This is a genomic window from Pseudactinotalea sp. Z1739 (genome assembly GCF_049725055.1).
Classification (GTDB): Bacteria; Actinomycetota; Actinomycetes; order Actinomycetales; family Beutenbergiaceae; genus CALKWS01.
This window is the reverse complement of sequence record NZ_JBMPQA010000014.1, coordinates 76951-91910: the sequence shown is the minus strand read 5'-3', so window position 1 is coordinate 91910 and position 14960 is coordinate 76951. Positions and strand designations below refer to the sequence as shown.

General features: G+C 70.0%; 14 protein-coding genes. 10 read left to right on the top strand and 4 right to left on the bottom strand.

The genetic code is table 11. The annotated features are described in order from the left end of the window. Positions 1 to 107 precede the first annotated feature (107 nt). From ACO0LV_RS16430 to ACO0LV_RS16420, 3 genes are all read left to right on the top strand, one after another. Complete coding sequence (locus tag ACO0LV_RS16430) at positions 108 to 1103, top strand: DNA-directed RNA polymerase subunit alpha (protein WP_424789000.1); 996 nt, start codon at positions 108 to 110, stop codon at positions 1101 to 1103. Positions 1104 to 1130: 27 nt separating this feature from the next. Continuing rightward, positions 1131 to 1736: a 50S ribosomal protein L17 gene (gene rplQ / locus ACO0LV_RS16425; protein ID WP_424788999.1), complete on the top strand. Its 606-nt coding sequence runs from the start codon at positions 1131 to 1133 to the stop codon at positions 1734 to 1736. A gap of 142 nt (positions 1737 to 1878) precedes the next feature. After that, a complete protein-coding gene (locus ACO0LV_RS16420) occupies positions 1879 to 2748 on the top strand; it encodes an alpha/beta fold hydrolase (RefSeq protein ID WP_424788998.1) in 870 nt (289 codons plus the stop codon). On the opposite strand, the gene ACO0LV_RS16415 is transcribed toward ACO0LV_RS16420, so the two are convergent. Then, positions 2734 to 3492, bottom strand: a complete 759-nt coding sequence (locus ACO0LV_RS16415) for an ROK family protein (protein ID WP_424788997.1) — start codon at positions 3490 to 3492, stop codon at positions 2734 to 2736. The two genes, ACO0LV_RS16420 and ACO0LV_RS16415, sit on opposite strands and share 15 nt — an antisense overlap. Positions 3493 to 3570: 78 nt before the next feature. Here ACO0LV_RS16415 and truA point away from each other — a divergent pair, with 78 nt between their 5' ends. Then, the gene (gene truA / locus ACO0LV_RS16410; protein ID WP_424788996.1) at positions 3571 to 4452 is read left to right on the top strand and encodes a tRNA pseudouridine(38-40) synthase TruA; all 882 of its coding nucleotides are present in this window, start codon (positions 3571 to 3573) and stop codon (positions 4450 to 4452) included. A 58-nt stretch (positions 4453 to 4510) separates the two neighbouring features. Here truA and ACO0LV_RS16405 read toward each other — a convergent pair whose 3' ends face one another. Beyond that, positions 4511 to 4912 carry a hypothetical protein gene (locus ACO0LV_RS16405; protein WP_424788995.1) on the bottom strand — a complete coding sequence of 134 codons (402 nt, stop codon included), beginning with the start codon at positions 4910 to 4912 and terminating at the stop codon, positions 4511 to 4513. Between the two features lie 108 nt (positions 4913 to 5020). On the opposite strand from ACO0LV_RS16405, the gene ACO0LV_RS16400 reads away from it, so the two are divergent. From ACO0LV_RS16400 to ACO0LV_RS16380, 5 genes are all read left to right on the top strand, one after another. Then, positions 5021 to 6829 (top strand): ATP-binding cassette domain-containing protein, encoded by a 1809-nt coding sequence (locus ACO0LV_RS16400; RefSeq protein ID WP_424788994.1) that lies wholly within the window; start codon positions 5021 to 5023, stop codon positions 6827 to 6829. 261 nt (positions 6830 to 7090) lie between these two features. After that, the gene (rplM, locus tag ACO0LV_RS16395) at positions 7091 to 7534 is read left to right on the top strand and encodes a 50S ribosomal protein L13 (RefSeq protein ID WP_424788993.1); all 444 of its coding nucleotides are present in this window, start codon (positions 7091 to 7093) and stop codon (positions 7532 to 7534) included. Positions 7535 to 7573: 39 nt separating this feature from the next. Further along, a complete protein-coding gene (gene rpsI / locus ACO0LV_RS16390) occupies positions 7574 to 8056 on the top strand; it encodes a 30S ribosomal protein S9 (protein WP_424788992.1) in 483 nt (160 codons plus the stop codon). Between the two features lie 145 nt (positions 8057 to 8201). Beyond that, positions 8202 to 9554, top strand: a complete 1353-nt coding sequence (gene glmM / locus ACO0LV_RS16385) for a phosphoglucosamine mutase (protein WP_424788991.1) — start codon at positions 8202 to 8204, stop codon at positions 9552 to 9554. A 168-nt stretch (positions 9555 to 9722) separates the two neighbouring features. Next, complete coding sequence (locus tag ACO0LV_RS16380) at positions 9723 to 10370, top strand: DedA family protein (protein ID WP_424788990.1); 648 nt, start codon at positions 9723 to 9725, stop codon at positions 10368 to 10370. A gap of 54 nt (positions 10371 to 10424) precedes the next feature. Here the strand turns inward: ACO0LV_RS16380 and ACO0LV_RS16375 are convergent, their stop codons facing one another. Both ACO0LV_RS16375 and coaA read right to left on the bottom strand, forming a co-directional pair. After that, positions 10425 to 11957 (bottom strand): carboxylesterase/lipase family protein, encoded by a 1533-nt coding sequence (locus tag ACO0LV_RS16375; RefSeq protein WP_424788989.1) that lies wholly within the window; start codon positions 11955 to 11957, stop codon positions 10425 to 10427. Positions 11958 to 11964: 7 nt separating this feature from the next. Then, complete coding sequence (gene coaA / locus ACO0LV_RS16370; protein WP_424788988.1) at positions 11965 to 12936, bottom strand: type I pantothenate kinase; 972 nt, start codon at positions 12934 to 12936, stop codon at positions 11965 to 11967. A gap of 130 nt (positions 12937 to 13066) precedes the next feature. Here coaA and glmS point away from each other — a divergent pair, with 130 nt between their 5' ends. Continuing rightward, positions 13067 to 14926 (top strand): glutamine--fructose-6-phosphate transaminase (isomerizing), encoded by a 1860-nt coding sequence (gene glmS / locus ACO0LV_RS16365; protein WP_424788987.1) that lies wholly within the window; start codon positions 13067 to 13069, stop codon positions 14924 to 14926. Positions 14927 to 14960: the final 34 nt, after the last annotated feature.

Here is a 14960-nt window from a genome sequence, read left to right as displayed (position 1 = left end):
CCTCAGGGCGGTCCACCCACCACCGTTAGCTTCACCCCCGGTTCGGACAGATGGGCCGGGGTCGTGCACGACGTCATATAGCGGACGTTTGCTGAAAGGAATCACCAGTGCTCATCGCACAACGCCCCACACTGACCGAAGAAGTCGTCGACGAATTCCGGTCCCGTTTCGTCATCGAGCCTCTTGAGCCGGGCTTCGGTTACACCCTCGGTAACTCCATGCGTCGTACCCTGCTCTCCTCCATCCCGGGTGCGGCCGTGACCAGCATCCGCGTGGACGGGGTGTTGCACGAGTTCTCCACCATCTCCGGTGTGAAGGAGGACGTCACCGAGATCATCCTGAACATCAAGGACATCGTGGTCTCCTCCGAGCACGACGAGCCTGTGGTGATGTACCTGCGCAAGCAGGGCCCCGGCACCGTCACCGCTGCCGACATCACGCCCCCGGCCGGTGTGGAGGTGCACAACCCGGACTTGCACCTGGCGACCATCAACGCCAAGGGCAAACTCGAGATCGAACTGACCGTCGAGCGTGGCCGCGGGTACGTCTCTGCGGTGCAGAACAAGCAGGCCGACGCCGAGATCGGCCGTGTGCCGGTGGACTCGATCTACTCCCCGGTGCTCAAAGTGACCTACAAGGTCGAGGCCACTCGTGTGGAGCAGCGGACCGACTTCGACAAGTTGATCGTGGACGTGGAGACCAAGCGCTCGATGTCCCCGCGTGACGCCCTGGCCTCGGCCGGTTCCACCCTGGTGGAACTGTTCGGGCTGGCCCGCGAACTCAACACCGAGGCCGAGGGGATCGAGATCGGACCCTCCCCGACCGACGCCGCATTGGCCGAGGACCTGGCGATGCCGATCGAGCAGTTGGATCTGACCATCCGGTCCTACAACTGTCTCAAGCGGGAGGGCATCCACACCGTTGGCGAGCTCGTGGCTCGCAGCGAGGCCGACCTGCTGGACATCCGCAACTTCGGCGCCAAGTCGATCACCGAGGTGAAGGAGAAGCTGGTCGGTCTGGGTCTGTCCCTGAAGGACAGCCCGAGCGACTTCGACCCCTCCCTCGTGGCCTCGTACGACGGCGACGACTACGACTACAACTGAGCGTCGCTCGCACCCTAGGAGATTCCCATGCCCAAGCCCACGAAGGGGCCCCGTCTCGGCGGTAGCCCGGCACACCAGCGCCTGATGCTGGCGAACCTGGCCCAGTCGCTGTTCGAGCACGGCAGCATCCGCACCACCGAGACCAAGGCCAAGCGGTTGCGCCCGTTCGCCGAGCGACTGATCACCAAGGCCAAGCGCGGTGACCTGGCCGCCCGTCGTCAGGTGCTCGCCGTGCTGTCCCGCAAGGACGTGGTGCACGAGTTGTTCACCGAGATCGCTCCGCGATTCTCCGAGCGTCCCGGTGGCTACACCCGGATCATCAAGGTCGGCCCCCGCAAGGGTGACAACGCGCCGATGGCAGTGATCGAACTCGTCACCGAGCCCTACAGCCCGAAGCAGGCCACCGTGAAGGAGGCTGAAGGCGCCACCAAGCGTGGCGCGAAGGAAGCCGCCGCCCAGCAGGCCGCCGAGGCCCCCTCCGCCGAGGAGACCACGGACAGCCCGGACAGCCCCGACTCCCCGGAGTCGGCGGCGAGCCCGGACAGCCCGGATTCGGCACCGTCGGCCGACTCACCCGCCGAGGCCGACGAGACCGAAGCCAAGGACGACGCCGGGGAGGCCGGCAAGTCCTGACCCGACGTTAGTCAGCGCATTCGCAGGCCCGCTGCCGGACCACTCCGGCAGCGGGCCTGCGTGTTCTGTGCCCGGCCCGCTGACCGCTCAGCGCGTGCGATGGTTCGGGTGGCGGCGTGAAGGGCGTGGCACAGTGGTGTCCATGCCCGTGGATCATCAAGACCCTGAGCGCGAACCGGCCTTCAGGGTGAGGGTCGCCCAGCCCGCCGAGCGGGACCGGCCCGGCGAGCCCGGCATGCAGGACGAGCCCGCCCAGCCATCAGTGCTGTTCGTGCACGGCATTCGCAGTTCGGGGACCATGTGGCGGGCGCAGGTGGAGCACCTCAAGGCGCTGGGGGTGACTGCGCGGGCGATCGACCTTCCCGGCCACGGCGCGCAGATCAGTAGTGCGTTCTCGCTCGCGATGTGCCGGGAGGTGATCGAGCAGGCATGGCAGGAACTGCCCGCCGGGAGACGCATCCTGGTCGGGCTGTCGCTGGGCGGCTATCTGGCGTTGGATTGGGCCGCTCGAACAGCGAGTCCGGTCGACGCGGTGCTGGCGGCCGGGTGCAGCGTGCGTCCGCGGGGGGCGCCGCTGGCGGCCTACCGGCGCCTGGCCGGGCTGATCAATCGGTTGCCCGACCGGGGTGGCTGGCTGAATGACACGCTCGCCACCCGGATGCTCAGCCCGGACGCCGCCCGGGACGTCGCTGCCGGCGGGGTGGCGCTGGACGTGATGGTGCCGGCGCTCACGGCGATCGCGCAGGTGGATCCGATCACGGACCTGCGCCGTATCGAGGCCCCGGTGTGGCTGGTGAACGGGGCATGGGACCACTTCCGGGTGGAACAGGGCCGGTTCTGGGCCGCAGTTCGAACAGGTCGGCTGATCGTCCTGCCCCGGACCGGGCACCTGGTCAGTCTGGAGCGCCCGGACCTGTTCAACGCCGTGCTGGCCGCGCTGGTGGCCCAGGTGCGCGAGTCCGGTCCGGACCTCGCCCCGGGCGCCGGTCCGGATGTCTCAGCCCGGCAGTGACCAGGCCCGCACGCCTCCCACGATTCCGGCGCTGTTGGGCACCACGACCACGTCGTCGCCCGCCTTCGCCAGCACCACCGGGGTGATCCGGCGGGAGTTGCCACCGCCCAGGTAGAGCCGGTCCCACAGGAACACCGGGCGCAACGCGTCGATCACGCGGCGGACGCGCCGCGACCACATCGCATCCCCCAACCGCAACCGTTCGTGCTCGCCGACGTACTCGTCGTAACTCAGGCCCCAGCGCACCGGGCTCTGGGACAGTTCCGTGTGCGGGGCCAGCCGGCCGCCGTCGAACACTGCATTGCCCAACCCGGTGCCGAAGGTGAGCATCAGTTCCAGGCCTGCGCCGGCGATCACGCCGGCTCCGTGCACCTCGGCGTCGTTGAGGATCAGGGCGGGCTGGTCGAGCCGCTCCTGTACCGCACGGCGCATGTCGAAGCCCGTCCACGCCGCTCTGAGCTCGGGCAGTACCTTCGTGCGCGGGCCGGCCCGGGTGATGTAGTGGGGGGTGTGCACCACCACACCGTGGCGGATCATGCCCGGCATGCCTACGGTGATCCGGTCGGTGGGGGGCAACCGTTCGGCGAGGTCGGCGATCACCTCGAGCAGGCTCTCCGGTGGCAGCGGGTAGGGTGTGGCGGTGCGTACCGGCTGGGCGTGCATGGTGCCGACATCGTCCAGCACCGAGGCCTTGATGCCGCCGCCCCCGCAGTCCACCGAGAGGGTCACCGGGTCGGAAGTCACACCCTGATGCTACTGGCGCAGCGTGAAGCGGGCCCGCTGTGAACGTGCGGAGCGGACACGATGTGATGAACTGTTCCCGTGTCCGAACCAGACAGGCCCGCAGCGCCACCGGCCGGGAATGAACCGGCTGTGCGCATCCGGCTGGACCTGGCCTATGACGGCACCGAGTTCTCCGGGTGGGCCGCCCAACCAGGGTTGCGCACCGTCGAGGGGGAACTGCGGCGCGGGCTGGGGACCATCCTGCGCACCGAACCACCGCGGCTGGTGGTGGGTGGGCGCACCGATGCCGGCGTGCACGCCAGGGGCTCGGTGGTCCACACCGACGTCGACGCGGCTGCGTGGGAGTCCCTACCCGGCCGATCCGACCGTGCCCCCGCTCAGGCGGCCCTCACGCGGCTGGCGGGCGTGCTGCCACCGGACATCGTGGTACGCCGTGCCACCGTGGTCAGCACCGACTTCGATGCCCGGTTCTCCGCCCTGCGACGACGCTACTCCTACCGGCTGTGCGACCGTCCCGCCCTCGCCGATCCCCTACGTCGAAGGGACACGGTGATCGTGCCCAGACCGCTGGACTCCGAGGCGATGAACACCGCAGCCGACATGCTCTGTGGACTACACGACTTCGCCGCGTTCTGCAGACCACGGGAAGGGGCCACCACGATCCGTACGCTGGAGGACTTCTCCTGGCAACGTCCCACCGAAGGCGTGCTGGAGGGCACCGTGGTGGCCGACGCGTTCTGCCACTCGATGGTGCGTGCCCTGGTCGGGGCGGTGGTCGCCATCGGGCAGGGCCGCCAGGAACCGGGATGGGCCGCCGCGGTGCTGGCTGCCCGCAGACGGGACCCGGCGGTGATGGTGATGCCCGCGCACGGACTGTGCCTGGAGGAGATCACCTACCCGCCCACGCATGAACTGGGTGCGCGCGCCACCCAGGCCCGTGCCGTGCGCGAACTCCCGTGAGGTCTCGAGCGGGAGGTGGCGCGGCGGCGTTCCCGGTGTCGCAGTAGGTGACCGGGGGTCAGAGCGCGGGGTCGGCCTCGTCGTCGGATGCCGGTGTCTCCCACACCTCCGGCTCCTCGATCTCCACGCGCTCATCGATGCCGTCCGGAGTCATCTCATCCGCCACGGTCTGCTCATACAGGGGGCCCGGTGCGTCCGGGGCGTTGAAGCCCTCATCCACCAGGTCCCGCCCGCCGGTGTCCTCCAGGGTGTCCTCGGCGGGCAACTGCCGGATCGTTCCGGTGGCCCCGACATCCGGATCGGCCTCACCGGTGTCATCGGGTTCGGGCTCACCATCCTCTTCGGGGGAGGCGGTGGTGTCCGACGGGGGCAGGTCCGATACCTGATCGGCGTTGGCCAGTTCCTCCGGGCTGGGCTCGTCCGGAGAGAGTTCCTCGGGGATGGGTGTGCTCGCGTCCATCCACCCACACTGACACTGCCGGCACACCCGCGCATCCGCAGACGTTGCGGCACAGCGGCTCCCGTAAAACGGCTTGGCCCACCGCCACCGGACCGCCATCCTGGGGCCATGGCGCACCTCGATCTGGCCGGGATCACCTACCACCTCCCCGACGGCAGGGTGCTGCTGAACGAGGTCGACGCGCACGTGGGCGAGGGCCAGCGGGTGGCGCTGATCGGTCCGAACGGCGCGGGCAAGAGCACCCTGATCCGGATCGCCACCAAGCAGATAACGCCGCACGGGGGAGCGGTGACCACCGCGGGCGAGATCGGGGTGATGGCCCAGTGGGTGGGTCGCCGCGCGGAGGCACTGGTCGCGACGGCTGACGACGAGGCACCCGGGGCGTGCATGCCCGGCGCCCGGGGTGCGGGTCACCCAGGCGGCGGCGAGGTCCCGGGCAGCGCTGCCGCCCCGCCGCCCGGTTCCGAGCGGGAACCGACCGTGCAGGACCTGCTGACAGCCCATGCGCCGGCGCGTCAGCGCGAGGTCGCCCAGCGGCTGGCCCGAGCCGGGGCGGCGATGACCGGGGCCGAGAACCAGGCCGCCCAGTTCGATTACGCACAGGCGTTGGCAGACTGGGCCGACGTGGGCGGGTACCAGCTCGAGGCGCAGTGGGATGAGATCTGCTCCGACGTGCTCGCCCAGTCCTGGGATCGTGCCGCGTCCCGAGGCCTGTCCACCCTCTCCGGTGGTGAGTCCAAGCGGTTGGTGCTCTCCGCGCTGCTGCGCTCCAGCGCGCAGATCCTCATCCTGGACGAGCCGGACAATGCCCTTGACGTGCCCGCCAAGCGGTGGTTGGAGGCCCGGCTGGGTGAAACAGATAAGGCCGTCTTCTTCATCAGCCACGACCGCGAGATGCTCGAGGCGGTCGCCACCGCCGTACTCACCTTGGAACCGGGGGCGGCCGGGTCCACCGCATGGCGCCACGGCGGTGGCTTCGCGGGCTATGCCCAGGCCCGCACGGATCGGATGAGCCGGCTCGCCGAACTGCGCCGGCGCTGGGACTCCGAGCACGCCCAGTTGCGGACGTTGGTGCAGATGTACAAGCAGAAGGCCAGCTACAACTCCGATATGGCCTCTCGGTTGCAAGCGGCCCGCACCCGCCTGACGGCGTTCGAGAAGGCGGGGCCACCCCAGGCGGTGACTCGTGACCAGCACGTGCAGATGCGGTTGCGGGGCGGACGCACCGCCAAGCGGGCTGTGGTGCTGGACCGGCTCGCCCTGAACGGCCTGACCGAACCCTTCGACGCCGAGGTCTGGTTCGGCGAGCGAGTCGCCGTGCTCGGGGCCAATGGCACCGGTAAGTCTCACCTGCTCCGGTTGCTGGCCGGCGGTGGTACCGATCCCGACACCGGCAACGCCCCGGCCAGCGAGCACCTACCCGCCGCCGTCGCGCACAGCGGCTCCGCGCGGCTGGGTTCCCGGGTACGCCCGGGCTGGTTCGCCCAGCAGGACGCCCCCGCCCACCTGGTCGGACGGACCCTGCTGCAGGTGCTGCACCGCGGTGATGGCACCCGGAACGGAATCGCCCGTGAGGATGCCGGCCGGGTACTGGACCGGTACGAACTGGCCGCCGCGGCCGAGCAACAGGTCCAGACCCTCTCCGGCGGCCAACTGGCCCGGTTCCAGATCCTGCTACTGGAGTTGTCCGGCGCCACGCTGTTGTTGCTTGATGAAGCCACCGACAACCTCGACCTGCACTCGGCCCAGGCCCTGGAGCAGGGGCTGGAGGCGTTCACCGGAACGGTCCTGGCCATCACCCACGACAGGTGGTTCACCCGCTCCTTCGACCGCTTCTGGCACGTCGGCGCCGATGGCAGGGTGAGCGAGACCACCGCCCCGGTATGGGACGATGACGGCGCAGCCCGCCGCCGCTGAGGGCAGAACGTGAGCAATATCGCTCGTGCGGGCCGGTTGGACGGCCCTGCGGCTTTGACCACCGGGCCGGCCTGGCAGTACAGTGACGTGTTGTTGTGCGTCCGTGCTGCCGGTCGGTGTCTCCCACTCACCACCACGCGCGGGCATCGACGCTAACGACCGACCACCGGTTCGGCGGGGCGGATGTGTGCCCAGCCAGACGGGCCCGTGACGCCCGGACCGACCAGACCGCAGCACCGATCCAGAACGAAGGCCAACACCGTGCGTACGTACACCCCCAAGGCAGGCGAGACCGAGCGCGCCTGGTACGTCATCGACGCTACCGACGTCGTCCTCGGTCGGCTCGCCACCCACGCCGCTACGTTGCTGCGTGGTAAGCACAAGCCGACTTTCGCCCCGCATGTCGACGGCGGTGACTTCGTCGTCATCATCAACGCCGACAAGGTCGCCCTGACCGGAAGCAAGGCGGAGCAGAAGACGGCCTACCGCCACTCCGGCTACCCCGGCGGTCTGCGCGCCACCAGTTACGCCGAGCTGCTGGAGAAGCACCCCGAGCGAGCGGTCGAGAAGGCCATTCGCGGCATGATCCCCAAGACCAGCCTGGGCCGGGCGCAGCTGCGCAAGCTCAAGGTCTACCGCGGCGCCGAGCACCCCCACACCGCCCAACAGCCCCAGACTTTCGAGATCACCCAGGTGGCGCAGTAACGCACGGCGTTGCGCGATCTGTAGATGCGAGGAGAACCAGTGACCGAGAACACCGCAGTGGCGGACGTCGAGGACGTTCCCACCGAGTACACCTCCGAGTCGGAGGCCCCCACCGGGCAGGGTACGTCGCGCACCGCACCGGGCGCAGCGCTGGGGCGGCGCAAGCAGGCCGTGGCGCGGGTCCGGCTGATCCCGGGTGAGGGCACCTGGAACATCAACGGGCGCGACCTGGAGACCTACTTCCCGAACAAGATCCACCAGCAGTCGGTCAGCGCGCCGCTGGTGGCCATCGACATGCTCGGCCGCTTCGACGTGATCGCCCGGATCGACGGCGGCGGTACTTCCGGTCAGGCCGGCGCCCTGCGCCTGGCCATCGCCCGCGCGCTGAACGAGATCGACCCCGAGGCCAACCGGCCCGTGCTGAAGAAGGCCGGCTACCTCACCCGCGACGCCCGCGTGATCGAGCGGAAGAAGGCCGGGCTGAAGAAGGCCCGCAAGGCTCCCCAGTACTCCAAGCGCTGATCAGCGCCCGATCGCGGGCCCTCGCGGGCTAGGACGTGGCATCATCGGCCCCGGCGGGAACCCACCCGCCGGGGCCGATGCGCTGCGTGGTCGCGCGGGGCCCGCGTGCGCCGCCGGCGGCGTGGTAGCGGAAGGACAGTGAACGATGGCTCGACTCTTCGGAACCGACGGAGTGCGGGGGTTGGCGAACCGGGAGGTCACCGCCGAGTTGGCGCTGCGCCTGGGCATGGCCGCCGCCTCGGTGCTGACCGCGCACGGCCGGTTCGAGGACCGCAGGCCCAAAGCGATCGTGGGGCGTGACCCCCGTGTCTCCGGCCAGTTCCTGGCTGCGGCCACCATCGCCGGGCTTTCCAGCGCCGGTGTGGATGTGGAGGACCTGGGCGTGCTGCCCACCCCCGCGGTGGCGCACCTGACCAGTGTGGAGGACGCGGACCTGGCCGTGATGATCTCCGCCTCGCACAACCCGATGGCGGACAACGGGATCAAGTTCTTCGCCCGGGGCGGGCACAAACTCGATGACGATGTGGAGGACGCGATCGAGGCTGCCCTCCATGCCCCGGTCGAGCTCCCGGTGGGGGACGACGTCGGACGCGTCGTGCTGGACCGTGGGGTGGGTGGGGACCGTTACGTCCAGCACCTGCTGAGCACCACCTCCATCCCGCTTCGGGGCCTGCGCATCGCGGTGGACTGCGCAAACGGCGCGGCCAGCGAGGTCGGGCCGCAGGCGCTGCGGGATGCCGGTGCCGATGTGGTGGTCATCAACGCCTCTCCCGACGGTCGCAACATCAACGAGATGTGTGGATCCACCCATCCCGAGCAGCTCCAGGCGGTCACCGTGGCCTCCGAGGCGCACCTGGGGGTGGCGTTCGACGGTGACGCCGATCGGTGCCTCGCGGTCGATCACACCGGCGCACTGGTCGACGGCGACCAGATCATGGGCATCCTGGCCCAGGCCATGAAGGAGGCCGGCACCCTGGCCTACGACACCCTGGTGGTGACGGTGATGAGCAACCTCGGCTTGCTGTTGGCCATGCGTGAGGCCGGCATCACCACGGTGCAGACCGGGGTCGGCGACCGGTATGTGCTGGAGCGGATGCGCGCCGGCGGGTTCAGCCTGGGCGGGGAGCAGTCCGGACACCTGGTGCTGGCCGATCACGCCACCACCGGGGACGGCCTCCTCACCGCCTTGCACCTGGCCGCACGCGTGGCGCAGACCGGACGTAGCCTGGCCGACCTGGCCGGTGCGGTCCCGCGCCTGCCCCAGGTGCTCATCAACGTCAGCGGAGTGGACAAGACGCGGGTGGACTCCGATGCGGAGGTGCGTACGGCCGTCGCGGCCGCCGAGGCCCGGTTGGGCGAGACCGGCCGGGTGCTGCTGCGCCCCTCGGGCACCGAGCCGCTGGTACGGGTGATGGTGGAGGCCGCCCAGCAGGACCAGGCCGAGGAGGAGGCCCGGGTACTGGCCGATGTGGTCCGCGCGCGCCTGGCACTGGCCTGAAGCGGATCGGATATCCCCGATGCGTACGCGCTGACCAAGAATTTCGCCGGCGCGGGACTCGCACACGAACTGGTGGTGCCTGAGACCTCTCCGTGACATACGCTGGCGGCGTCGCCACCGGGTGCGGTGGCGTCATGGTCATCGACACCACGCTCGAGGAGTTCATCTGTGATCGACCTGATCCTCGAGGGTGCCGCGTCGCCGTGGTCCCTGGTGGTCCTTCTTGCGTTCTGTCTGATCGACGGGATCTTCCCGCCCGTCCCGAGTGAGTCCCTGGTCATCGCGATGGCCTCGTTGAACGCCCAGGGCGAAGGACTGAGCCTCTGGCTGCTGATCCCGGCCGCCGCACTCGGTGCTTTCTGCGGGGACCTTCTCGCCTACCTGATCGGCACCAAGGTCGACGTGCACAGCCTGCGCCTCTTCCGCGGACCTCGCGGCCGGCGAACCCTGGCCTGGGCGTCCAAGGCGATCCACCAGCGCGGCGGTGCGTTCATCCTCGCGGCCCGGTACATCCCGGTGGGCCGGGTGGCGGTGAACCTGAGCGCCGGCGCCCTCGGTTTCCCACTGCGCCGCTTCATCGGCTTCGCCGCGGTGGCCTCGGTGATGTGGTCGCTGTACTCGGTTGCGCTGGGCGTGGGAGCCGGCGCCTTGCTGTACGGACGGCCCCTGCTGGGTGTCCTGGTCGGCGTCGTGGCCGGGGTGGGCCTGGGAACGCTGATCGACCTGGGGATGCGCAGGTTCTTCCCACCGCCCGTGCCGGCGCCGCCGGTGCTGCCCAACCCCCGCGAGGAGGTCACCGTCAGCGACGGTGGCTGAGAAGGGCGTGCGCCGCACCGACCGTTCGGGCACCCCGGCGAGGCCGACAGGGCCTCAGCGGCCGCGCTCCACCTGCACCGCGATCCGCTCGAAGCGGTAAGGATCCCGGCCGGTCCAGCTCTCGGTGTCGAACACCCGCGCGAACGGTTCGGTCGCGGTGAAGGGGGCCCACCCGGGATCACCGTCGACGATGAAGTCGCCGATCGCCCCGTGCATCTCATCGGCAAGGCCCACCGGGGGTTCCGCACCGGCGGCCCGGGCCACCCGGTCGGCGGTGAGGTTGTGCCAGGCGAAGGGCAGGTCGAGGCAGTGCGAGGACAGGCCCGTCAGCGGTGAGCGCCACCGGAAGTCCCACGCCCAGGTCGGGGCCGAGGTCTCGGCGCGGGCGGCGCCGATGCGCACCACCGGGTACCGGAACAGGCGGTCGGTGATGGCCTGGCCGATCAGTTCGGTGCCGGTCAGATCCGGAAACGCGGCCGGGTACGCCCTGGCCCGGGCGGCAGGCATCCCCAGGCCACGCAGCAGCCGGGAGGTCAGGCCCGGGCCGAGGTCGGTCTGGACCAGCGTCGCGAGATGGTTGAACTCGTGGCTGGTGGCACCCAGGAGCAACGGTCGCTGCGCTGCGGCCAGGTCGGTCATCAGTTCCGAACCCAGTGGTTCTGTTCCCAATACCGGCCCGAACCAGGTGACGTTCTCCCGTTCACGCAACACCCGTCCCAGGTGCCGCAGCCCCTCCCACAGCCCGCCGCCGATCAGCGCCCGCTCCGCGGTCACGAGCTGCTCCCGGGTCACGGCGGACCAGCCGGCCACGGTGTGCTCCACCCCGCAGGCACGGGCCAACTGCTGCCCCACTTCGGCGGCCGTGTCCGCGGTGATGTCGGGCAGTGGTGCCGAGTGGCTGATGGCCCTGCCGAACAGGTCCGCGGTGGCCGGGCTGGCCAGCAGGGCCAGCACGGAGCCACCTCCCGCGCTCTGCCCACCGATGGTCACCCGCCCGGGGTCCCCACCGAAGGCGGCGATATTGCGTTGCACCCACTCCAGGGCGGCGATCTGGTCCAGCAGCCCTCGATTGTCCGGAGCCCCGGGCACGTGGCCGAATCCCTCGAAGCCCAACCGGTAGGTGATCGTCACCGTGACGATGCCCCGGCGGGCGAACCCGGTGCCGTCGAACCAGGCGCCCCCGGGCGCACCGCCGACGTAGGCCCCGCCATGGATCCAGACGTAGACGGGCAACTTCGCTGCCGCGTCGGTGGTGGGGGTGAAGACATTCAGGTTGAGGCGTTCCGAGCCCGGTACGTGCACCTCGGGGACCGTGTGGTTGGCCCGGGTGGGACCCAGGGTGGGGGTGGGTCCGTTCGCCAGCGCCGGCCGCACGCCCTCCCATCCCGGATGCGGCCGCGGGGCGGCGAAGCCGGCCGCACCCTCGGGGGCCGCAGCGTAGGGGATGCCGCGGAAGGTCAGCACATCCGGTCCGGACCTGCCCGCCACCGAACCGGCCTCCGTGGTCACCGGATCGGTGTCCGACACCTGCCCGCCGCGCCGTCGCTCCTTCGGCTCCGGTCCCGGTGCGGGGTCGACGCTGCTCACGGACGTCTCAGATCTTTCGCAACCGGATCCGGGCAAGGCGGTGCTCGGCGTCCTTATGCAGTACCAGGGTGGCCCGGCCGCGGGTGGGCAGGACGTTCTCGATCAGGTTCGGCTCGTTGATCCGGCTCCAGATGTCCAGGGCTTTGGCGCGGGCCTGGGCGTCATCCAGGTCCGCGTAGCGGTGGAAGTACGAGGCTTCCTGGGCGAAGGCGGTCCGGCGCAGCCGCCCGAATCGTTCCACGTACCACTCGCGCACGTGGGCGGTTTTGGCGTCGATGTAGATGGAGAAGTCGAAGAAGTCGCTGACCGCCAGGGAGGGTTCGCCGTCGGCGCTCACCCGGGCCGGTGCCAGCACGTTCAGGCCTTCCACGATGAGCACGTCCGGGCGGTGCACCACGATCTGCCTGTCCGGAACGATGTCGTAGGTCAGGTGGTCATACACCGGCGCCGCCACCGCGTCCGCCCCGCCCTTGACGCGGGCGAGGAAGTTCAGCAGCGCGCGCCGGTCGTAGGACTCCGGGAACCCCTTGCGCTCCATCAGGCCACGCCGCTCCAGTTCGGCGTTGGGGTGCAGGAACCCGTCGGTGGTGATCAGCTGCACCCGGGGTGTCTCCGGCCAGCGGGCCAACATCTCGCGCAGCACCCGGGAGGCGGTGGACTTGCCCACCGCCACCGAGCCGGCCACCCCGATCACGAACGGGGTGGGGCCGTTCTTCTCCCCGAGGAAGGTGGTGGTGGCCTCGCGCAGCCGCTGGCTGGCCGCCACGTACAGGTTGAGCAGCCGGGACAGGGGCCGGTAGGCCGTGTCGACCTCATCCAGGTCGATCGGGTCGCCCAGCCCGCGCAGGTTGTCCACGTCGGCCGCGGTCAGGGGCAGTGGGGTGGAGGCGGAGAGCCGGCTCCAGTTGGCCCGGTCGAACTCCACATAGGGCTCGGCCGATTCCCCGGGCAGGTCGGCCAGGTCAGCGAAGTCGGTCATCACCACGCACCTACTCTCCCACCCCGGGCGGACCGGTGGGGACCGGACCGGACCGCCTCCGGTGTGATGTTGCCGATCGTGGCACCCGGCTTCACGGCAACGCCGGGACGCGGGTTATACAGTGTGCCCCATGTGCGGAATCGTCGGATATGCAGGCCCACCTACCGCTGATGACCGTCCCCTGGAGGTGGTGCTGGAGGGCTTGAAGCGCCTGGAGTACCGCGGCTACGACTCCGCCGGCGTCGCGCTGGTGAACCCGGAGGGACTGGCCACGGCCAGGCGGGCCGGCAAACTCGCCAACCTGCTCGGTGACCTCGAGGCGAACCCGCTGCCGCCGGCCAGTGCGGGCATCGGGCACACCCGGTGGGCCACCCACGGGGCACCCACGGACGCCAATGCCCACCCGCACACCTCCGCGGACGGACGCCTCGCGGTGATCCACAACGGGATCATCGAGAACTTCCACCCCCTCAAGAGCGCGCTGGTGCAGGAGGGTGTGGCCTTCACCTCCGAGACCGACACCGAGGTGGTGGCCCACCTGCTCGGTCAGGCCTATACCGACACCGGAGACCTGACCGAGGCGATGCGTACCGTGGCCGCCCGGCTGGAAGGTGCCTTCACGCTGCTCGCGGTGCACGCCGAGCAGCCCGGCACGGTGGTGGGGGCTCGCCGCAACTCACCCCTGGTGGTCGGCCTGGGGGAGGGGGCGAACTACCTCGGCTCCGACGTGGCCGCCTTCATCGCCTCCACCCGTGAGGCGATGGAGGTGGGTCAGGACCAGATCGTCACCATCACCGGTGATCAGGTGCAGATCATCGACGCCGACGGCGAACCGGTCACCGACGCCAACCGTTACACCGTCGACTGGGACGCCGACGCCGCGGTCAAGGGCGGGTTCGACACCTTCATGGACAAGGAGATCCACGATCAGCCCCAGGCGGTCGCCGACACGCTGCGCGCCCGGATCGGCCCCGACGGGACCCTGATGCTCGATGAGATGCGCATCAGTGAGTCGGTGCTGCGCAGTGTGGACAAGATCGTGGTGGTGGCCTGCGGCACGGCCGCCTACGCCGGGCACGTGGCAAAGTACGCCATCGAACACTGGTGTCGCATCCCGGTGGAGGTGGAACTGGCCCACGAGTTCCGCTACCGCGACCCGGTGGTCTCCGAGAAGACGCTCATCGTGGCGATCTCCCAGTCGGGGGAGACCATGGACACCATCATGGCCATCCGGCACGGCCGCGAGCAGGGCGCCAAGGTGCTGGCGATCGTCAACACCCACGGCTCCACGATCGCCCGCGAGGCCGATGCGGTGCTCTACACCCACGCCGGCCCGGAGGTGGCGGTGGCCTCCACCAAGGCCTTCCTGGCCCAGATCACCGGCTGTTACGTGCTCGGGCTGTACCTGGCCCAGTTGCGCGGGTACAAGTACATCGACGAGGTCGCCGGCTACCTCGAGGAACTCGCGGCGATCCCGGCCAAGATCCAGACCGTCATCGACCGCGAGCACGAGGTCCGTGACGTGGCCCGCTCGATGCAGGATGAGAACTCGGTGCTCTTCCTCGGCCGGCACGTGGGCTACCCGGTGGCCATGGAGGGGGCGCTGAAGCTCAAGGAACTCGCCTACATCCACGCCGAGGGGTTCGCTGCCGGGGAACTCAAGCACGGCCCGATCGCGCTGATCGAGCAGGGCCAGCCGGTGTTCGTCATCGTGCCCACGCCGCGCCGCCCCACCCTGCACGCCAAGGTGGTGTCCAACATCTCCGAGATCCGTGCCCGCGGCGCCCGCACCCTCGTGATCGCCGAGGAGGGGGACGAGGAGGTCACCGCCTACGCCGACGTCGTCTTCAGGGTGCCGCGCACCCCCACGCTGATGATGCCGCTGGTGACCGTGGTGCCGCTGCAGATCTTCGCCTCGGCGCTGGCCGCAGCCAAGGGGTATGACGTGGACCAGCCGCGTAACCTGGCCAAGTCGGTCACGGTGGAGTGATCCCCGGGGCGAGCGTCGGAGGAGAGGAACACAC

What these genes read in the sequence shown, in the direction of transcription:
- ACO0LV_RS16420 (WP_424788998.1), top strand. Translation starts at nt 1,879, where the DNA reads ATGCCCGTGGATCATCAAGACCCTGAGCGCGAACCGGCCTTCAGGGTG.
- ACO0LV_RS16400 (WP_424788994.1), top strand. Translation starts at nt 5,021, where the DNA reads ATGGCGCACCTCGATCTGGCCGGGATCACCTACCACCTCCCCGACGGC.
- glmS (WP_424788987.1), top strand. Translation starts at nt 13,067, where the DNA reads ATGTGCGGAATCGTCGGATATGCAGGCCCACCTACCGCTGATGACCGT.
- coaA (WP_424788988.1), bottom strand. Translation starts at nt 12,936, where the DNA reads ATGACCGACTTCGCTGACCTGGCCGACCTGCCCGGGGAATCGGCCGAG.
- rplQ (WP_424788999.1), top strand. Translation starts at nt 1,131, where the DNA reads ATGCCCAAGCCCACGAAGGGGCCCCGTCTCGGCGGTAGCCCGGCACAC.
- glmM (WP_424788991.1), top strand. Translation starts at nt 8,202, where the DNA reads ATGGCTCGACTCTTCGGAACCGACGGAGTGCGGGGGTTGGCGAACCGG.
- ACO0LV_RS16405 (WP_424788995.1), bottom strand. Translation starts at nt 4,912, where the DNA reads ATGGACGCGAGCACACCCATCCCCGAGGAACTCTCTCCGGACGAGCCC.